Origin of the sequence: Photobacterium sp. Ph5, assembly GCF_022129445.1 — a bacterium.
GTDB lineage: Bacteria > Pseudomonadota > Gammaproteobacteria > Enterobacterales > Vibrionaceae > Photobacterium.
On the sequence record NZ_JADQAQ010000003.1, the window covers coordinates 103,355 to 119,094 of the forward strand.

General features: G+C 42.7%; 14 protein-coding genes. 9 read left to right on the plus strand and 5 right to left on the minus strand.

From position 1 onward, the window contains the following. Nucleotides 1–2: 2 nt before the first annotated feature. The 8 genes from murD to lpxC all read left to right on the plus strand — a co-directional run bounded on the left by murD (nucleotide 3) and on the right by lpxC (nucleotide 9,891). A complete protein-coding gene (gene murD / locus I3259_RS02175; RefSeq protein ID WP_238028118.1) occupies nucleotides 3–1,343 on the plus strand; it encodes a UDP-N-acetylmuramoyl-L-alanine--D-glutamate ligase in 1,341 nt (446 codons plus the stop codon). After that, nucleotides 1,343–2,653, plus strand: a complete 1,311-nt coding sequence (gene ftsW / locus I3259_RS02180) for a cell division protein FtsW (RefSeq protein WP_238028119.1) — start codon at nucleotides 1,343–1,345, stop codon at nucleotides 2,651–2,653. The genes murD and ftsW overlap by 1 nt, the downstream gene beginning before the upstream one ends. Next, the gene (murG, locus tag I3259_RS02185) at nucleotides 2,640–3,704 is read left to right on the plus strand and encodes an undecaprenyldiphospho-muramoylpentapeptide beta-N-acetylglucosaminyltransferase (protein ID WP_238028120.1); all 1,065 of its coding nucleotides are present in this window, start codon (nucleotides 2,640–2,642) and stop codon (nucleotides 3,702–3,704) included. Before ftsW ends, murG begins: the two co-directional genes overlap by 14 nt. Nucleotides 3,705–3,719: 15 nt before the next feature. Continuing rightward, on the plus strand, nucleotides 3,720–5,189 hold the full coding sequence (gene murC / locus I3259_RS02190; protein ID WP_238028121.1) for a UDP-N-acetylmuramate--L-alanine ligase: 1,470 nt from the start codon (nucleotides 3,720–3,722) through the stop codon (nucleotides 5,187–5,189). 268 nt (nucleotides 5,190–5,457) lie between these two features. Then, on the plus strand, nucleotides 5,458–6,243 hold the full coding sequence (locus I3259_RS02195; protein WP_238028122.1) for a cell division protein FtsQ/DivIB: 786 nt from the start codon (nucleotides 5,458–5,460) through the stop codon (nucleotides 6,241–6,243). Nucleotides 6,244–6,255: 12 nt separating this feature from the next. Beyond that, nucleotides 6,256–7,512, plus strand: coding sequence for a cell division protein FtsA (ftsA, locus tag I3259_RS02200; protein ID WP_238028123.1), 1,257 nt, complete (start codon nucleotides 6,256–6,258; stop codon nucleotides 7,510–7,512). Between the two features lie 32 nt (nucleotides 7,513–7,544). After that, nucleotides 7,545–8,687: a cell division protein FtsZ gene (gene ftsZ, locus I3259_RS02205; protein ID WP_005371240.1), complete on the plus strand. Its 1,143-nt coding sequence runs from the start codon at nucleotides 7,545–7,547 to the stop codon at nucleotides 8,685–8,687. A gap of 286 nt (nucleotides 8,688–8,973) precedes the next feature. Further along, complete coding sequence (lpxC, locus tag I3259_RS02210; protein WP_005371241.1) at nucleotides 8,974–9,891, plus strand: UDP-3-O-acyl-N-acetylglucosamine deacetylase; 918 nt, start codon at nucleotides 8,974–8,976, stop codon at nucleotides 9,889–9,891. Nucleotides 9,892–9,962: 71 nt separating this feature from the next. Here lpxC and I3259_RS02215 read toward each other — a convergent pair whose 3' ends face one another. Further along, nucleotides 9,963–10,421, minus strand: coding sequence for a DciA family protein (locus I3259_RS02215; RefSeq protein WP_238028124.1), 459 nt, complete (start codon nucleotides 10,419–10,421; stop codon nucleotides 9,963–9,965). Between the two features lie 429 nt (nucleotides 10,422–10,850). Between I3259_RS02215 and secA the strand changes: the two genes are divergently transcribed. After that, nucleotides 10,851–13,583, plus strand: a complete 2,733-nt coding sequence (gene secA / locus I3259_RS02220; RefSeq protein ID WP_238028125.1) for a preprotein translocase subunit SecA — start codon at nucleotides 10,851–10,853, stop codon at nucleotides 13,581–13,583. 106 nt (nucleotides 13,584–13,689) lie between these two features. Here secA and mutT read toward each other — a convergent pair whose 3' ends face one another. The 4 genes from mutT to coaE form a co-directional block, all read right to left on the minus strand. Further along, nucleotides 13,690–14,094: an 8-oxo-dGTP diphosphatase MutT gene (mutT, locus tag I3259_RS02225; protein WP_238028126.1), complete on the minus strand. Its 405-nt coding sequence runs from the start codon at nucleotides 14,092–14,094 to the stop codon at nucleotides 13,690–13,692. 4 nt (nucleotides 14,095–14,098) lie between these two features. Beyond that, a complete protein-coding gene (gene yacG / locus I3259_RS02230; RefSeq protein WP_238028127.1) occupies nucleotides 14,099–14,314 on the minus strand; it encodes a DNA gyrase inhibitor YacG in 216 nt (71 codons plus the stop codon). Nucleotides 14,315–14,321: 7 nt separating this feature from the next. Then, nucleotides 14,322–15,053: a cell division protein ZapD gene (gene zapD / locus I3259_RS02235; RefSeq protein WP_238028161.1), complete on the minus strand. Its 732-nt coding sequence runs from the start codon at nucleotides 15,051–15,053 to the stop codon at nucleotides 14,322–14,324. Nucleotides 15,054–15,132: 79 nt separating this feature from the next. After that, complete coding sequence (coaE, locus tag I3259_RS02240; RefSeq protein WP_238028128.1) at nucleotides 15,133–15,738, minus strand: dephospho-CoA kinase; 606 nt, start codon at nucleotides 15,736–15,738, stop codon at nucleotides 15,133–15,135. Nucleotides 15,739–15,740 lie beyond the last annotated feature (2 nt).

The following is a 15,740-nucleotide window of genomic DNA, read 5'->3' on the forward strand; positions in this document are numbered from 1 at the left end:
AAATGAAAGGCTTGGCTGGTGTGAATACGATCGTTGTGATCGGTTTAGGGATGACAGGGCTATCTGTCGTAAATCATTTAATGCGTTTACCACAATCATTAACTATTAAAGTGATTGATACCCGTGATAACCCGCCAGGCCAAGATCAATTGCCAGACTCCGTAGAGCTATGTAGCGGGCAATGGAATAGTGAATGGCTATTATCTGCTGACATGATCATTGCAAGCCCTGGTATTGCATTAGCAACGCCAGAGCTTGTACTCGCTGCTGAAGCTGGCGTAGAAATCATTGGTGATATCGAACTGTTTGCTCGTGAAGTTGATAAACCCGTCGTTGCGATCACTGGCTCTAACGGTAAAAGTACCGTAACGAGTCTAGTGGGTGAAATGGCAAAAGAAGCCGGTATTGATGTTGGTGTTGGTGGAAATATCGGCTTTGCTGCGCTTGATATGCTAGCGCAGCAACATCAGTTGTACGTGCTAGAGCTTTCGAGCTTCCAGTTAGAAACCACGACATCTCTTGAGTTAACCGCAGCTGTTTACCTAAACCTTTCTGAAGATCATATGGATCGTTACCCTGGTGGTTTAGCACAATATAGCCAAGCGAAAATGCGAATATTTGAACATGCAAAATTGGCTGTATTCAATCGTGATGATCTAGCGACAAAACCGACTCAGTTTAGTGGTGCAATGACAAGTTTTGGTTTTGATAATCAAGACTATGGCATTGTTTTAGTTAATGGAAATGAGTGGTTAGCCGTGAACGGTGAAGCGATAATGGCTGTAGCTGATATTGCTTTAGTCGGACGCCATAATGTTGCCAACTGTTTAGCAGCACTTGCGCTTGCAGATGCTGCTGGGATCCCGCGTGATGCAGCATGTCGTGCAATGCAACGTTATACCGGTCTTGCACATCGTTGCCAACTTGCAGTTCATCGTCACGGAATTCGATGGGTTAATGATTCAAAAGCTACGAATCTTGCAAGCACGTTAGCAGCGCTGAATGGTTTGCAGCTTGAGGGTAAATTGCACCTATTGATGGGCGGTGATAGCAAAGGTGCCGAGTTCAGTGAACTAAAACCTGTTTTAGCTGACTTAAACGTACAGTTGTATAGCTTTGGTCGCGACCGACATTTATTTAACGATGTTGTTGATAATGCCATTAGTGTTGAAACCATGAGTGACGCTATGGTCTGTATTAGCCGCACCGTTCAATCTGGAGACATGGTTTTATTATCGCCCGCTTGTGCAAGTTGGGATCAATTTGCCAACTTCATGGCACGTGGCGATGCTTTTGTTGAACAAGCGATTCAGTTACAAGATTCGGTTTCAGGAAATATTTGATGTTTACAATGATCCGTAATGGATTTGCTGCTGTGGGGGGCTGGTTTGTTAAGCCAAGTAAGCCCTGTTTGTATGATCGCCAACTGGTTTGGATTGCAATTGCATTGATGATCACAGGCCTTGTGATGGTGACATCGGCTTCTGTTCCTGTAGCTACACGCCTAACAGGCATTCCTTTTTATTTTGCCTATCGTCATGCATTCTTTCTTTGTGGCGCAATTTTTATTGCTGCCATTGTATTGCAAATACCACTAGCGAAATGGAAGCAATATAGTTTTCCTATGTTGTTGATATCCATAGTTTTACTCGCAGTCGTGTTAATTATTGGACGATCAGTTAATGGTGCTGCACGTTGGATCCCATTAGGCATATTTAACCTTCAGCCAGCCGAAGTTGCCAAGCTCTCTTTATTTATATTTCTCGCCGGTTACCTTGTCAGACAATATAACCAAGTGCGCGGCAGCTTTATTGGCTTCCTAAAACCACTTGCCGTACTAGGGATTCTTTGCGTGTTATTGCTGATGCAGCCCGATTTAGGCTCATCGGTAGTAATGTTTGTTACCACTATCGGTATGCTCTTTATCGCAGGTGCAAAACTCTGGCAATTTTTAATGATGCTAGGCACAGCGCTTGTGGGTATTGCCTTTTTGATCGTTTTAGAACCCTATCGTATGCGCCGCGTAACGTCATTTCTTGATCCGTGGCAAGATCCTTACGGTAGTGGTTATCAGCTGACTCAGTCATTAATGGCATTTGGTCGTGGTGAATGGTTTGGGCAAGGTTTAGGTAACTCAATTCAAAAGTTGGCATACCTACCTGAAGCACACACTGACTTTGTATTTGCGGTTTTGGCTGAAGAGTTAGGCTTAGCGGGTGTGATTGTTGTGCTGTGTCTACTATTTGCTCTGGTTTACAAAGCCTTAATGATTGGTCGTAAATGTCTTGAAAGTGGCTTGCTGTTTGGTGGCTTTCTAGCATTTGGTTTCGGCTTTTGGTTTGCATTCCAAACCCTTGTTAACGTTGGTGCTGCAGCCGGTATTGTTCCAACCAAAGGTTTAACATTACCACTGATCAGTTACGGTGGTTCCAGTTTATTTATTATGGCAGCAGCGGTTGCCATTCTTATTCGTATTGATTTTGAGCAGCGTGTCGCGGAGAAATTTGAGTCAGCAGAGCCGGCTGAAATTGATGATGAAGCGCTCGATAATATGGACGGAGCGGTGCAGCAAGTTGCTACCGATCCAGAGGCTTTACTTAGTGAGCCTACTCAATTAAATAATGATAAAAAAGATGCTCATGACAAAGAATAAACGTTTATTAGTAATGGCGGGTGGTACTGGTGGACATGTATTTCCAGGTCTTGCCGTTGCGCAAAAATTGCAACAACAAGGATGGGAGATCCGCTGGTTAGGTACCGCAGATCGTATGGAAGCAGATTTAGTACCTAAACATGGTATTGAAATTGACTTCATTAAAGTGAAAGGTTTGCGTGGTCAAGGTGTACTGCGTTTACTGACCGCACCGTTTAAAATTGTGGGTGCGATTTTACAAGCGCGTAAATATATTAAAGCATGGCAACCTGATGTTGTACTTGGCATGGGGGGATATGTTAGTGGTCCTGGCGGTGTTGCGGCTTGGCTATCTGGCGTACCTGTTGTATTGCATGAGCAAAATGCTGTAGCAGGGTTAACTAACCAGTGGCTTTCAAAAATTGCAGCTAAAGTACTACAAGCTTTCCCTGGTGCATTTCCGAATAAAGACGTTGTGGGTAACCCTGTGCGTCATGACGTGACAGTTTTACCAGCACCAACTGAACGTTTTGCTGAGCGTACTGGGCCGATTCGTATTTTGGTGATGGGGGGGAGTCAAGGCGCACGCATTTTGAACCAAACCATGCCTGAAGTGGCAAAGGTATTAGGTGATAGCGTGACGATTTGGCACCAAGCAGGTAAAGGCAATCAGCAATCGACTGAGCAAGCTTATACCGAACAAACCACAACTCCTCATAAAGTCACTGAATTTATTGATGATGTCGCTGCCGCTTATAGTTGGGCAGATTTAGTCGTTTGTCGCTCAGGGGCGCTTACTGTTTCTGAATTGTCTGCAGCAGGTGTTGGTGCCATCTTTATTCCATTTATGCACAAAGATCGTCAGCAGGCACTGAATGCCGATCATTTAGTGCAATGTGGCGCTGCAAAAATGATTGAGCAAATGGATTTGACGGCGTCAGGTTTAGCAAATGAAATTCAACAATTAGATCGTCATGCGCTTGAAACAATGGCGTGTGCTGCACGAGAAGCTGCTATTATCGATGCCGATGAACGAGTAGCAAATGTGATTAAGTCACTAGTAAAAAATTAATACGGGAACAAAGTGATGAGTAAACTGGATAACCAGCAATTAGCAAAAATTCGCACAATGGTGCCTGAGATGCGCCGTGTTGAGCGAATTCACTTTGTTGGCATCGGTGGTGCTGGCATGAGCGGTATTGCTGAGGTACTTGTAAATGAAGGCTACCGTATTAGTGGTTCTGATATTGCGCCTAACGCTGTGACTAATCGTCTAACTGCAAAAGGTGCTGAGATCTTTTTTGGTCACTCTGCTGAGAATGTACAAGGTGCAAGCGTAGTTGTCGCATCAACGGCTATTAGTAAAGAAAACCCAGAACTTGTTGCTGCTACAGAGTTACGTATTCCTGTTGTACGTCGTGCTGAAATGCTTGCCGAGTTAATGCGCTACCGTCATGGTATTGCCATCGCAGGTACGCACGGTAAGACGACCACGACAGCATTAACGACACAGATTTATTCTGAAGCGGGATTAGATCCAACGTTTGTTAACGGAGGGCTAGTGAAAAGTGCCGGTACTAACGCACGTTTAGGCTGCAGCCGTTACTTAATCGCAGAAGCGGATGAAAGTGACGCCTCTTTCTTGCATCTTCAGCCTATGGTGTGTGTAGTCACGAATATTGAAGCTGATCATATGGATACTTATGGCGGCGACTTTGAAGTATTAAAACAAACCTTTATTGATTTTTTACATAACCTGCCATTCTACGGCTTGGCGGTAATGTGTATTGATGATCCAGTAGTCCGTGAATTACTGCCGCGTGTGGGTCGTCCAATGTTAACTTACGGCTTTTCAGAAGATGCTGATGTACGTTTGGTTAACTACAGCCAAACAGGTCAGCAAGGTCACTTTACTGTATTACGTAAGGATAAGCCGGCGCTAGAGATTACTCTGAATATTCCTGGTAAACACAACGCATTAAATGCGACAGCAGCGATTGCTGTTGCAACAGAAGAAGGCGTTGATGATGACGCGATCATGCGTGCATTAATTGAGTTTGAAGGAACAGGTCGACGTTTTGATCATTTAGGTGAATTTGAAACGGGTAACGGTAAGGTAATGCTGGTGGATGATTATGGTCATCATCCAAGCGAAGTTGATGTGACTATTCAAGCTGCGCGAGCGGGTTGGGCTGATAAACGCTTAGTGATGATTTTCCAACCTCACCGCTATAGTCGTACTCGCGATCTCTATGATGATTTTGCTAACGTGCTCGATCAAGTTGATGTGCTAGTCATGCTTGATGTTTACTCTGCTGGTGAAGCACCCATTGCAGGTGCTGATGGTCGAGCGTTATGCCGTACTATTCGCTCCCGTGGCAAAATAGATCCTATTTTTGTTCCTGAAGCAGAAGAGTTACCTGCTATTCTTGCGAATATTCTTCAAAATGATGATTTAGTTTTGACACAAGGTGCCGGTGATGTCGGCAAAATAGCGCGTCAGCTAGCAGAAATGAAGTTGAATATCGAGATGATGCAAAAAAACGTACTAAATTAGTACATGGCAGCATGTATGCGTCGAAAATGATAATAGCTGGCTATAGATTGTGTACACAATAGCCAGTTATTTTGTTTTTTTCGATATTTTGGTGGATATACACAAAATTATTCTCAGGTTGTGCACAGAAAACGCCTCATGAGTGTTGGAGTGGGTCGAGTTGCTCGGTATAATTGTTCAACTTTGCTTATTACATCTGAGATAGCTGGCAGCTAATTTATGCCTGTATGGTAAGGTTAAGCTGAATTGGTAAAGCGAAGAGTAAACAATGACTGAAGAAGTCGTAGACCAAGAGCATACACATCCATCTCCCAAAAAGTGGTCACGCTGGGGTGGATTGGCGTTTTTCCTCTTTGTCATTGGTTTTACGGTTTGGTTATTCAGCGCAACAAAAAGCTGGATGACAGATACAAACCGTTTGCCCTTATCACAATTAGTGATTCAAGGACAATTGCATTATCTAACCAACGACAATGTACGCCAGACTATATTAACAATTGATCATCTTGGCACCTTTATGACCCAAGATGTTAATACTATTCAGGCTCATGTAGAAGCACTGCCGTGGGTTGCTCACGCAGCAGTACGAAAACAATGGCCTGATACGATAAAAGTTTTCATTGTAGAAAACCAACCAGTAGCGCAATGGGATCATAAGTATTTGGTTAATAAAGATGGCCAAGTATTTAAAGCGCCTGCTGAGCAAGTTGCAGATTTAAACCTGACTAACCTATCTGGTCCAGAGGACAGTAGTGAAGAGGTATTAGCTGCACTGCGAGAAATGCGTCCCTTATTGAAAAACGCTGGCTTAAGTATCGCGTCATTATCATTAAATGAACGTCGAGCGTGGCGAATATTATTAACCAATGGCATTTCGCTTGACTTGGGTCGTGAGGCTCGAATGGAGCGTCTTAAGCGTTTTATCGAAATTTATCCAGAATTAGTAAAACTGAATAAACCGATAGAATATGTGGATTTGCGTTATGATACTGGCGCAGCAGTGGGTTGGAAAACAATACCGGAACATGATGCTCATGTATCGGATACCAAATAAGAGCGTGTGTTAATGACTAAGGCTGCAGATCAAAAACTTATCGTTGGTCTTGATATAGGCACATCCGAAGTTACGGCTTTGGTTGGGGAAGTGCTGCCTGATAACACAGTAAATGTTATCGGTATGGGAAGCAGTCCGTCACGCGGAATGGATAAAGGTGGGGTTAACGACCTTGAATCTGTTGTTAAATCAGTGCAACGTGCTGTTGATAAAGCTGAGTTAATGGCAGAATGCCAAATCAGTTCCGTGTACTTGTCGTTATCAGGTAAACATATTAGTTGCCAAACAGAAAATGGCATGGTGCCAATTTCTGAAAAAGAAGTGACACAAGACGACGTCGATAATGTTATTCATACGGCGAAGTCAGTAAAATTAAGCGATGAACAACGAACTTTACATGTAATTCCTCAGGAATTTGCTATTGATTATCAAGAGGGAATTAAAAACCCTGTTGGTTTATCAGGGGTTCGTATGGAAGCCAGTGTTCATTTGATCACGTGTCACAATGACATGGCGAAAAACATCGTTAAAGCAGTAGAGCGTTGTAACTTGAAAGTTGATCATCTGATTTTCTCAGGATTAGCATCAAGCTATGCTGTACTGACACCGGATGAGCGAGAGCTAGGCGTATGTGTTGTCGATATCGGCGGCGGAACGATGGATCTTGCTATTTGGTCTGGTGGTGCATTACGTCATGCGGCAGTAATTCCGTATGCGGGTAATGTAGTAACCAGTGATATTGCTTATGCATTTGGTACACCGCCGGGTGACGCTGAAGAAATTAAAGTGAAATACGGCTGTGCACTGAGTGAATTGGTGAGTAAAGATGCCAAGGTTGATGTTCCAAGTGTCGGAGGTCGACCGTCTCGCAGTTTACAAAGCCAAACACTAGCAGAAGTGATAGAGCCTCGTTATAGCGAATTGCTGGGGCTGGTTAATCAAAAGCTGTTAACAGTACAAGAACAGTTGCGTGAAGCGGGTGTTAAACACCACTTAGCCGCGGGCATCGTCCTAACCGGGGGCGCTGCACAAATGGAAGGTCTGACTGAATGTGCAGAACGGGTGTTCCGTCACCAAGTGCGTATAGGTCAACCTTTAGAGTTAAGTGGCTTAACTGATTATGTTCAGGCCCCAACTTATGCAACTGCAGTAGGATTACTGCATTACGGAAAGGACAGTCAATCATTTGATGAAAGTGAGCTAGAACCTAAACGTTCAGTTACTGGTTTATTTTCACGAATTAGTGGTTGGTTAAAAAAAGAATTTTAAACCTGATGCGAACAGGATAACGGAGAGAACACATGTTTGAACCGATGATGGAAATGTCTGATGAAGCGGTAATTAAGGTCATTGGCGTTGGCGGCGGCGGCGGTAATGCTGTCGATCACATGGTACGTGAATCTATCGAAGGCGTGCAGTTCATTAGTGTTAACACTGATGCACAAGCACTACGTAAAACAAGCGTAAGTACAGTTATTCAAATCGGTGGTGATATCACTAAAGGTTTGGGTGCGGGCGCTAACCCACAAGTAGGTCGTGATTCTGCACTAGAAGACCGTGAAGCAATCAAAAAAGAGCTAGAAGGCTCTGATATGATCTTCATTGCTGCTGGTATGGGTGGTGGTACTGGTACTGGTGCTGCTCCAATCATTGCTGAAGTGGCAAAAGAGCTAGGTATTCTTACTGTGGCGGTGGTGACTAAACCATTTAGCTTTGAAGGTAAGAAGCGTATGGCTTTTGCTGAGCAAGGTATCGATGAGCTTTCAAAGCATGTTGATTCATTGATTACGATTCCAAACGAGAAGCTACTAAAAGTACTTGGTCGTGGTATCACATTGCTTGACGCTTTTGCTAAAGCAAACGACGTTCTTAAGAACGCTGTTCAAGGTATTGCTGAGCTAATCACACGCCCTGGTATGATCAACGTCGACTTTGCTGACGTACGTACAGTAATGTCTGAGATGGGTCATGCAATGATGGGTAGCGGTGTTGCTTCTGGCGACGACCGTGCTGAAGAAGCGGCTGAAATGGCAATTTCTAGTCCACTACTAGAAGATATCGATCTAGCTGGTGCGCGTGGTGTTCTTGTTAACATCACTGCGGGTATGGATATGCGTCTAGACGAATTCGAAACTGTGGGTAACACAGTGAAAGCATTCGCATCTGACAACGCAACTGTTGTTATCGGTACATCTTTAGATCCAGATATGACTGATGAACTACGTGTAACAGTTGTTGCTACAGGTATTGGTAAAGAAGTAAAAGCGGATATTACGCTAGTGACTTCATCTAAGCCTGTACAAGCGACAGTAGCACAAGAAAAAACAGTTGTTGCTGAAGAAAAGACGGTAACGAATAATGATGGTCAAGCGACGGCGGCTAAGCCACAAGCGGATCATGATTACTTAGATATTCCTGCATTTTTGCGTAAACAAGCTGATTAATATCTATAGTTAATAGGTAATGCTGATTGGTTATATAAAAAAGCAATGACATTAAATATACCCATATTGAAATGTTATGGTTTTTATAGCTAGATAATCAGTAACTTAGTGGTGCCTTTTTCGATAAGTTTAAAGGCACTTGTTTAGCCTATTTCAAATTATTTTGGATATTTAGTAGCTTATGGTATTATTTATACCCATTTCACGTAATTGTAGTTGATAATGGGTTTTATTTAGCTTAGTTGCTTTATGACAAAAGTTTGTTTAACAGTTGAGATATGAGCAGATGATCAGACAACGTACACTTAAAAGCATTGTGCAAACGACTGGTGTGGGTCTCCACTCTGGACGTAAAGTGACGCTTATTCTGCGTCCTGCAGCCGCGAATACAGGCGTGATTTACCGCCGTACAGATTTAAATCCACCAGTGGATTTTCCTGCAAATGCAGACTCTGTGCGCGATACCATGCTATGTACAGCTCTTGTTAATGAAGAGGGCGTGCGTATATCAACGGTTGAGCACTTGAATGCAGCACTAGCAGGTATGGGTATCGATAACGTGATTATCGAAGTGAACGCACCAGAAATTCCAATTATGGATGGTAGCGCGAGCCCATTTATCTACCTGCTTCAATCTGCAGGTATTGAAACGTTGAATGCACCTAAGCGTTTTCTACGAATCAAAAAGCCTGTTCGCATTGAAGATGGCGACAAGTGGGCGGAGCTCGTTCCTTATAACGGTTTCCGTCTAGATTTTGCTATCGAGTTTAACCACCCTGCGATTGAATCAGATCAGCAGCGTCTAGTGTTAGATTTTTCAAGTAAGTCTTTTGTTAAAAATATCAGCCGCGCTCGAACCTTTGGTTTCATGCGTGATATCGAATACTTACAATCACAAAACTTATGTTTAGGTGGTAGTTTCGATAATGCTATTGTACTGGACGATTATCGTATTCTGAATGATGACGGTTTGCGTTTTGATAATGAGTTAGTCACTCACAAAGTATTAGATGCCATTGGTGATCTCTACATGTGTGGACATAATATCATTGGTGAGATGCGTGCTTATAAATCAGGACATGCGTTAAACAACCAATTATTACGTGCAGTATTAGCTGATCAAGAAGCCTATGAATGGTCAACGTTCGAAGATGAGCAGCAGGTACCGGTTACTTTTGCTCAACCTGGAATGGTTCTCGCTTAATACCAAATGCGAAAAGAATTAAAAAACGCCGAGCAGTTGCTCGGCGTTTTTGTATCTGGATTTTATTGGCATTAGTGTTTTTTCTTTTGTGCCAATAGAGCAAGACGCTCTAAGCGTTTCTTAACTTTATCCGGCGCAGTCGCTGCCGTCGCTAAGAGGTGTTGAGCCGCAACCTCAGTGATCGGCTTTTGCACAATATCTGGTATTTTATCTTGTTTCTGTTTCTTTACTGACGCAAGAGAAGGGTTCACTTTGATTTCAATATCCTGCAATTTAGGTAACAGCTTTTCTCGCAATTTCATCATCAGAGTATGGCGTTCGTAATTAAGACGCATCGACCATGCTGCTGATTCAGTCTCAATGATCAAAATTCCATGACGATAATTACTCACACGGCAATGCTCAGCACAATTAACATGTTGCTTTACTGCAGTATTTAACTGGCTTAAAGCGATAGCTCGCTGTTGGATATTATTAAGCCCAGTTTCCTCTAAAAGATCCCCGGTAGTTTGGGGACGGCGATCTCTCATCGTCTGTGATCCTAAGTAATGTTATAGCCCAAAGTTAAAAAATTGCGGATATGATCCTAATTTTACGAATATAAAAAGTGTTGAGCCTGCTTTTCCCATAGGCGATGACACTAATATGACTTATTATATCACTCATATAGGTTAATATATCTTGAAAGATGTACCTGCAAGTGTTGTTACTGCCACCGTCGTATTTAAGCGTTAAATTGCTATCTCGTTTTATTTGGTGATGGTTATTAATGAAGACCCCTTGAAAAGTTGTTTTCATGACACAATATTAGTATGACACAGTTTCAGGATTATCCTCTTAGTCACCATTGTGGCGATTCTAGTGGGACAGGGATTGCTTACGGTCCCCCAGAGAATGAAACCAGATTAAGCGATTCAGCAATAGATACGCTGATATAACAAAGAGAAAACGGCATCGCCATGTTATCAAAACTACTGACTAAAGTTATCGGTAGCCGTAACGACCGCACTCTGCGTCGTATGCGCAAAATTGTTGATCAAATCAATAAGCTAGAACCTCAATTTGAAAGCCTGCAAGATCATGAGCTGCAAGCAAAAACAGCTGAATTTCGTGAGCGTTTAGATCAAGGCGAAACGCTAGATCAACTACTACCAGAAGCCTTCGCGACCGTTCGTGAAGCATCCAAGCGTATTTACGGTATGCGCCACTTCGATGTCCAGCTGCTTGGCGGTATGGTATTGAATGATTGTAAAATTGCAGAAATGCGTACCGGTGAAGGTAAAACTCTTACTGCAACTCTTCCTTCATACTTAAATGCTTTAACAGGTAAAGGCGTTCATATCGTAACCGTGAACGATTACCTAGCTGCACGTGATGCCGAAACTAACCGTGAGTTATTTGAATTTCTCGGCATGACTGTAGGTGTAAACGTACCTAATATGTCACCACCTGCGAAAAAAGAAGCATATGCAGCAGATGTTCTTTACGGAACGAATAACGAATTTGGCTTTGACTACTTACGCGATAACATGGCATTCCGCCCAGAAGATCGTGTTCAACGCGAACGTTTCTTCGCAGTAGTCGATGAAGTTGACTCCATCTTAATTGATGAAGCACGTACTCCATTGATCATTTCAGGTCCAGCTGAAGACAGCTCTGAAATGTACATCAAAATCAACGCATTAATTCCTCAGCTTGTTCGTCAAGATAAAGAAGATAGTGAAGAGTACCGTGGTGAAGGTCACTACACCGTTGATGAAAAATCGAAGCAAGCTTACCTTACTGAAAATGGTCAGGAGTTTGTTGAAGAGCTATTGATTAAAAATGGCTTAATGGAAGAGCACGATACCTTGTACTCTCCAGCAAATATCAGCTTATTGCATCACGTCAATGCGGGTTTACGTGGTCACGTATTGTTTGAAAAAGACGTTGATTACATCGTTCAAGATGACGAAGTGATCATCGTTGATGAACACACTGGTCGTACAATGCCAGGTCGTCGTTGGTCTGAAGGTCTTCACCAAGCTGTTGAAGCGAAAGAAGGCGTGAAGATCCAAAACGAGAACCAAACGCTAGCATCTATTACCTTCCAGAACTACTTCCGTTTGTACGATAAGCTTTCTGGTATGACAGGTACAGCTGACACTGAAGCGTTTGAATTCCAGTCTATTTACGGTCTAGATACGGTTGTTCTACCAACTAACCGCCCAATGGCACGTATCGATAACGGTGACTTGGTTTATATGACAGAAACTGAGAAGTTTGCTGCGATTAGCCTAGACATTAAAGAGCGTGTACAAAATGGTCAGCCTTGTTTGGTGGGTACGGTATCGATTGAAAAATCTGAGTTACTGTCTAATGCACTTAAGAAAGAAGGCATTAAGCACAACGTACTAAACGCTAAATTCCACGAAAAAGAAGCAGATATTATCGCAGAAGCCGGTGCGCCAGGTGCGGTAACTATCGCAACTAACATGGCCGGTCGTGGTACCGATATCATGCTTGGTGGTTCGTGGAAGACTGACGTTGAAAAGCTAGATAACCCAACTGAAGATCAAATCGCAAAGATCAAAGCGAAATGGCAAGAAAAGCATGATGCAGTATTAGCATCAGGTGGCTTGCATATTATTGGTACTGAACGTCATGAATCTCGTCGTATCGATAACCAGTTACGTGGTCGTGCGGGTCGTCAAGGTGATGCTGGTTCTTCTCGTTTCTACCTATCTATGGAAGATGGCTTAATGCGTATCTTCGCTTCAGATCGTGTTTCCGGCATGATGAAGAAATTAGGTATGGAAGAAGGCGAAGCGATTGAGCATCCTTGGGTATCTAAGGCTATCGAAAACGCACAGCGTAAAGTTGAAGGTCGTAACTTTGACATTCGTAAGCAATTGCTTGAGTTTGATGATGTTGCTAACGATCAGCGTAAAGTTGTTTACGAATTACGTGATGAATTAATGCATGCTGAAGATATCAGCGAAATGATTGAGCACAACCGTGAAGACGTGCTAAATGCATTAATGGATAGCTACATTCCACCACAATCACTTGAAGAAATGTGGGATATCGAAGGGTTAGAAACACGCCTGAAAGATGATTACGATCTTGAGCTACCGATTCAACACTGGCTTGATACAGAAGATAAACTTTACGAAGAAGCACTTCGTGAGCGCATTGTAGAAAAAGCGCTGGAAGTTTACCGTGAGAAAGAATCGGTTGTTGGTGCTGAAGTGCTACGTAACTTCGAGAAAACAGTGATGCTACAGAACCTTGATACGCTATGGAAAGAACACCTAGCGGCAATGGATCACCTGCGTCAAGGTATTCACCTACGTGGTTACGCACAAAAGAACCCTAAACAGGAATACAAGCGTGAATCGTTTGAACTGTTTGAAGAAATGCTAGATAACTTGAAGAGTGATGTTGTTGCTATCTTAAGTAAGGTACGTGTACAGCAGCAGGAAGAAGTTGATCGCATGGAAGAAGAGCGTCGTCAAATGGCTGAAATGCTAGCTCGTCGTCAACAGTTCCAGCATCAAAGTGCAGAAAACCAAATTGCTGATGAATCATCAGAAGAAGAGGCTGAAGCTCAAGGTACTTACGAGCGCGAAGAGCGTAAAGTAGGTCGTAATGAGCCTTGTCCTTGTGGTTCTGGTAAGAAGTACAAGCAATGTCACGGTAAGATCAACTAAGATTGTTCTTATTGTAGATACTAAAAAAGTCGCTCTAGGGCGACTTTTTTATTGGCTGAAAATCAAGGCTAATGATGTAGATTCTAGTGGATCTTCAGCTAATTTATTAAGCGAAAGACTGCTGTATTTTATCGAGTACAGATTTATTAGCATCAGGGAAAGGGTAATCAGCAAGTGCATTGATAGCGACCCACTCACCCGGTTGACCTTCTTTACCAAAGGCTTCGCCATCAAATTGATGGATCAGAAAGAAATCAAACTTTAGTGATTTATCTGAATAATCATGAGCAAGGGCAATAAAAGGCTCAACGTCAGTAGCATGAATACCGACTTCTTCTTGCAATTCACGGATCACCGCTTGCTTTGCTGTTTCACCTGTTTCTACTTTTCCGCCAGCAAACTCCCATAAGCCACCTTGATGCGCTTTATCAGCGCGGCGGGTAATGAAAATATGCTTTTTCTCTGCATCTAAAATAATGCCTGCCGCAATCCAAACTTGCTTTTTATCCATACTGTTAATAACCCATATTTTCAGACCAGCCATCTGAATCTGATAGATCTGGTGCGCCTGGAATAGATTTTTCTTCTTCCGCCCATTCGCCAAGATCGATTAATTGGCAGCGTTTACAGCAAAAAGGACGAAATGGACTCTGCTCACCCCAAACCACTTCAGTTTTACAGGTAGGACACTTTACGACAGTAATATTGGTATTGGTTGTTGATTGAGACACAAAAACCTCAGCAAATGGCTAATTTAAATTCAATATCGCTTGCGACAGGATCCCCTTCCACAAAAGGAGAAAAACGAATAGCAAAGCGACTACGATGTCCCGATATCATAGGATAAACGCCATCTTTAGCGCAAATTTCTAGCCGTAATAAACAGGCATCTTCAGCGTCATACTGAAAGAAGCCATTACGTGCATGATAGGTTTTATATTGTGCGCTTTCTCGGGTTAACTTCAACCAGAGATTAAGTGCTTCATTAAGCTCAGAAAGCTCATGCAGCCAGCCTTTCATTGCCTGTTGTTTATGCTCATCGCTAAGGTGCAGCCAGTGATGCAATGAGGGGAGATCAAAACAACAACTACCGCCAGGGATGGAAAATCGTTGTTTTATGCTGGAAAGAAAACGATCTTCTCGTAAGTTCTGTCCTAAACGAGGAGATGAAATTAACGCTTTATGCGCTTGCTCCATCGAATCGATCATTTGTTGCAATGCATACTCGTCAACACCATCAATGTTTAACCAATTCATCAGTTGCTGACGTTGTTTCTCGATATCTTTGGCAAGGTCGGTTTTAACTTGTACTTGGTCTAAGATCTCAAGCAAATCAAAAAGGGCATGGAAGAATATTTTATATTGCCAAGGATCATTTTGGTTGCTGCTGTGATGCATTTGTCGCAAGAGATAATCAAGGCGTAAATAAATACGGACTTTTTCTGTCAAAGGGTGTTCATAGCGCGTCATTTGCGTAGCTTGCATAAGGGGAATACCAAACAGGAACCAAGATCGAAGTAAGAATTATCATATCTAAGACAGTATTTTACTACTGATCATGACACATTTTGAGATATAGCCTGTGAAGTTGCGCCACTTGTGAAGTTAATGCCTGATTATCACCATTATTCGTGATGACATCATCGGCGACATCGAGTCGTTGTTGGCGTGTTGCTTGGCTCGCTAAGATATTTTTGATTTGCTCAACAGAGACATTATCGCGTTGTTGCGTACGCTCGATTTGGGTTTGCTCATCAACATCGACGACCAATAAACGGCTAGTCAGAGTTTGTAGATTATTCTCTACCATTAATGGCACAACTAACAAACAATAGGGTGACTTGCTTAGATTAATATCATGCAGCATCTTTTCATGGATCAATGGGTGAAGTAGCTCATTTAACCATTGTTTTAATTCAGGCTGACTAAAAATAGCCTCACGCAGTTTTGCGCGATTCAAGGTGCCATCTTCAAGTAAAATATCAGCGCTGAGTTTTTCGATAATAGCGTTTAAACCAAGAGTATTTGGCTCGACGACTTTGCGCGCAACAATATCGGCATCAATAATATCAATGCCGTAGTTATCAGCAAATAAGTTAGCAACCGTGGTTTTACCGCTACCAATTCCGCCTGTTAGGCCAATGACAATACTCATTA

What these genes read in the sequence shown, in the direction of transcription:
- murD (WP_238028118.1), top strand. Translation starts at nt 3, where the DNA reads ATGAAAGGCTTGGCTGGTGTGAATACGATCGTTGTGATCGGTTTAGGG.
- I3259_RS02195 (WP_238028122.1), top strand. Translation starts at nt 5,458, where the DNA reads ATGACTGAAGAAGTCGTAGACCAAGAGCATACACATCCATCTCCCAAA.
- ftsA (WP_238028123.1), top strand. Translation starts at nt 6,256, where the DNA reads ATGACTAAGGCTGCAGATCAAAAACTTATCGTTGGTCTTGATATAGGC.
- secA (WP_238028125.1), top strand. Translation starts at nt 10,851, where the DNA reads ATGTTATCAAAACTACTGACTAAAGTTATCGGTAGCCGTAACGACCGC.
- ftsW (WP_238028119.1), top strand. Translation starts at nt 1,343, where the DNA reads ATGTTTACAATGATCCGTAATGGATTTGCTGCTGTGGGGGGCTGGTTT.
- lpxC (WP_005371241.1), top strand. Translation starts at nt 8,974, where the DNA reads ATGATCAGACAACGTACACTTAAAAGCATTGTGCAAACGACTGGTGTG.
- coaE (WP_238028128.1), bottom strand. Translation starts at nt 15,738, where the DNA reads ATGAGTATTGTCATTGGCCTAACAGGCGGAATTGGTAGCGGTAAAACC.
- mutT (WP_238028126.1), bottom strand. Translation starts at nt 14,094, where the DNA reads ATGGATAAAAAGCAAGTTTGGATTGCGGCAGGCATTATTTTAGATGCA.
- murC (WP_238028121.1), top strand. Translation starts at nt 3,720, where the DNA reads ATGAGTAAACTGGATAACCAGCAATTAGCAAAAATTCGCACAATGGTG.
- ftsZ (WP_005371240.1), top strand. Translation starts at nt 7,545, where the DNA reads ATGTTTGAACCGATGATGGAAATGTCTGATGAAGCGGTAATTAAGGTC.
- I3259_RS02215 (WP_238028124.1), bottom strand. Translation starts at nt 10,421, where the DNA reads ATGAGAGATCGCCGTCCCCAAACTACCGGGGATCTTTTAGAGGAAACT.
- murG (WP_238028120.1), top strand. Translation starts at nt 2,640, where the DNA reads ATGACAAAGAATAAACGTTTATTAGTAATGGCGGGTGGTACTGGTGGA.
- zapD (WP_238028161.1), bottom strand. Translation starts at nt 15,053, where the DNA reads ATGACGCGCTATGAACACCCTTTGACAGAAAAAGTCCGTATTTATTTA.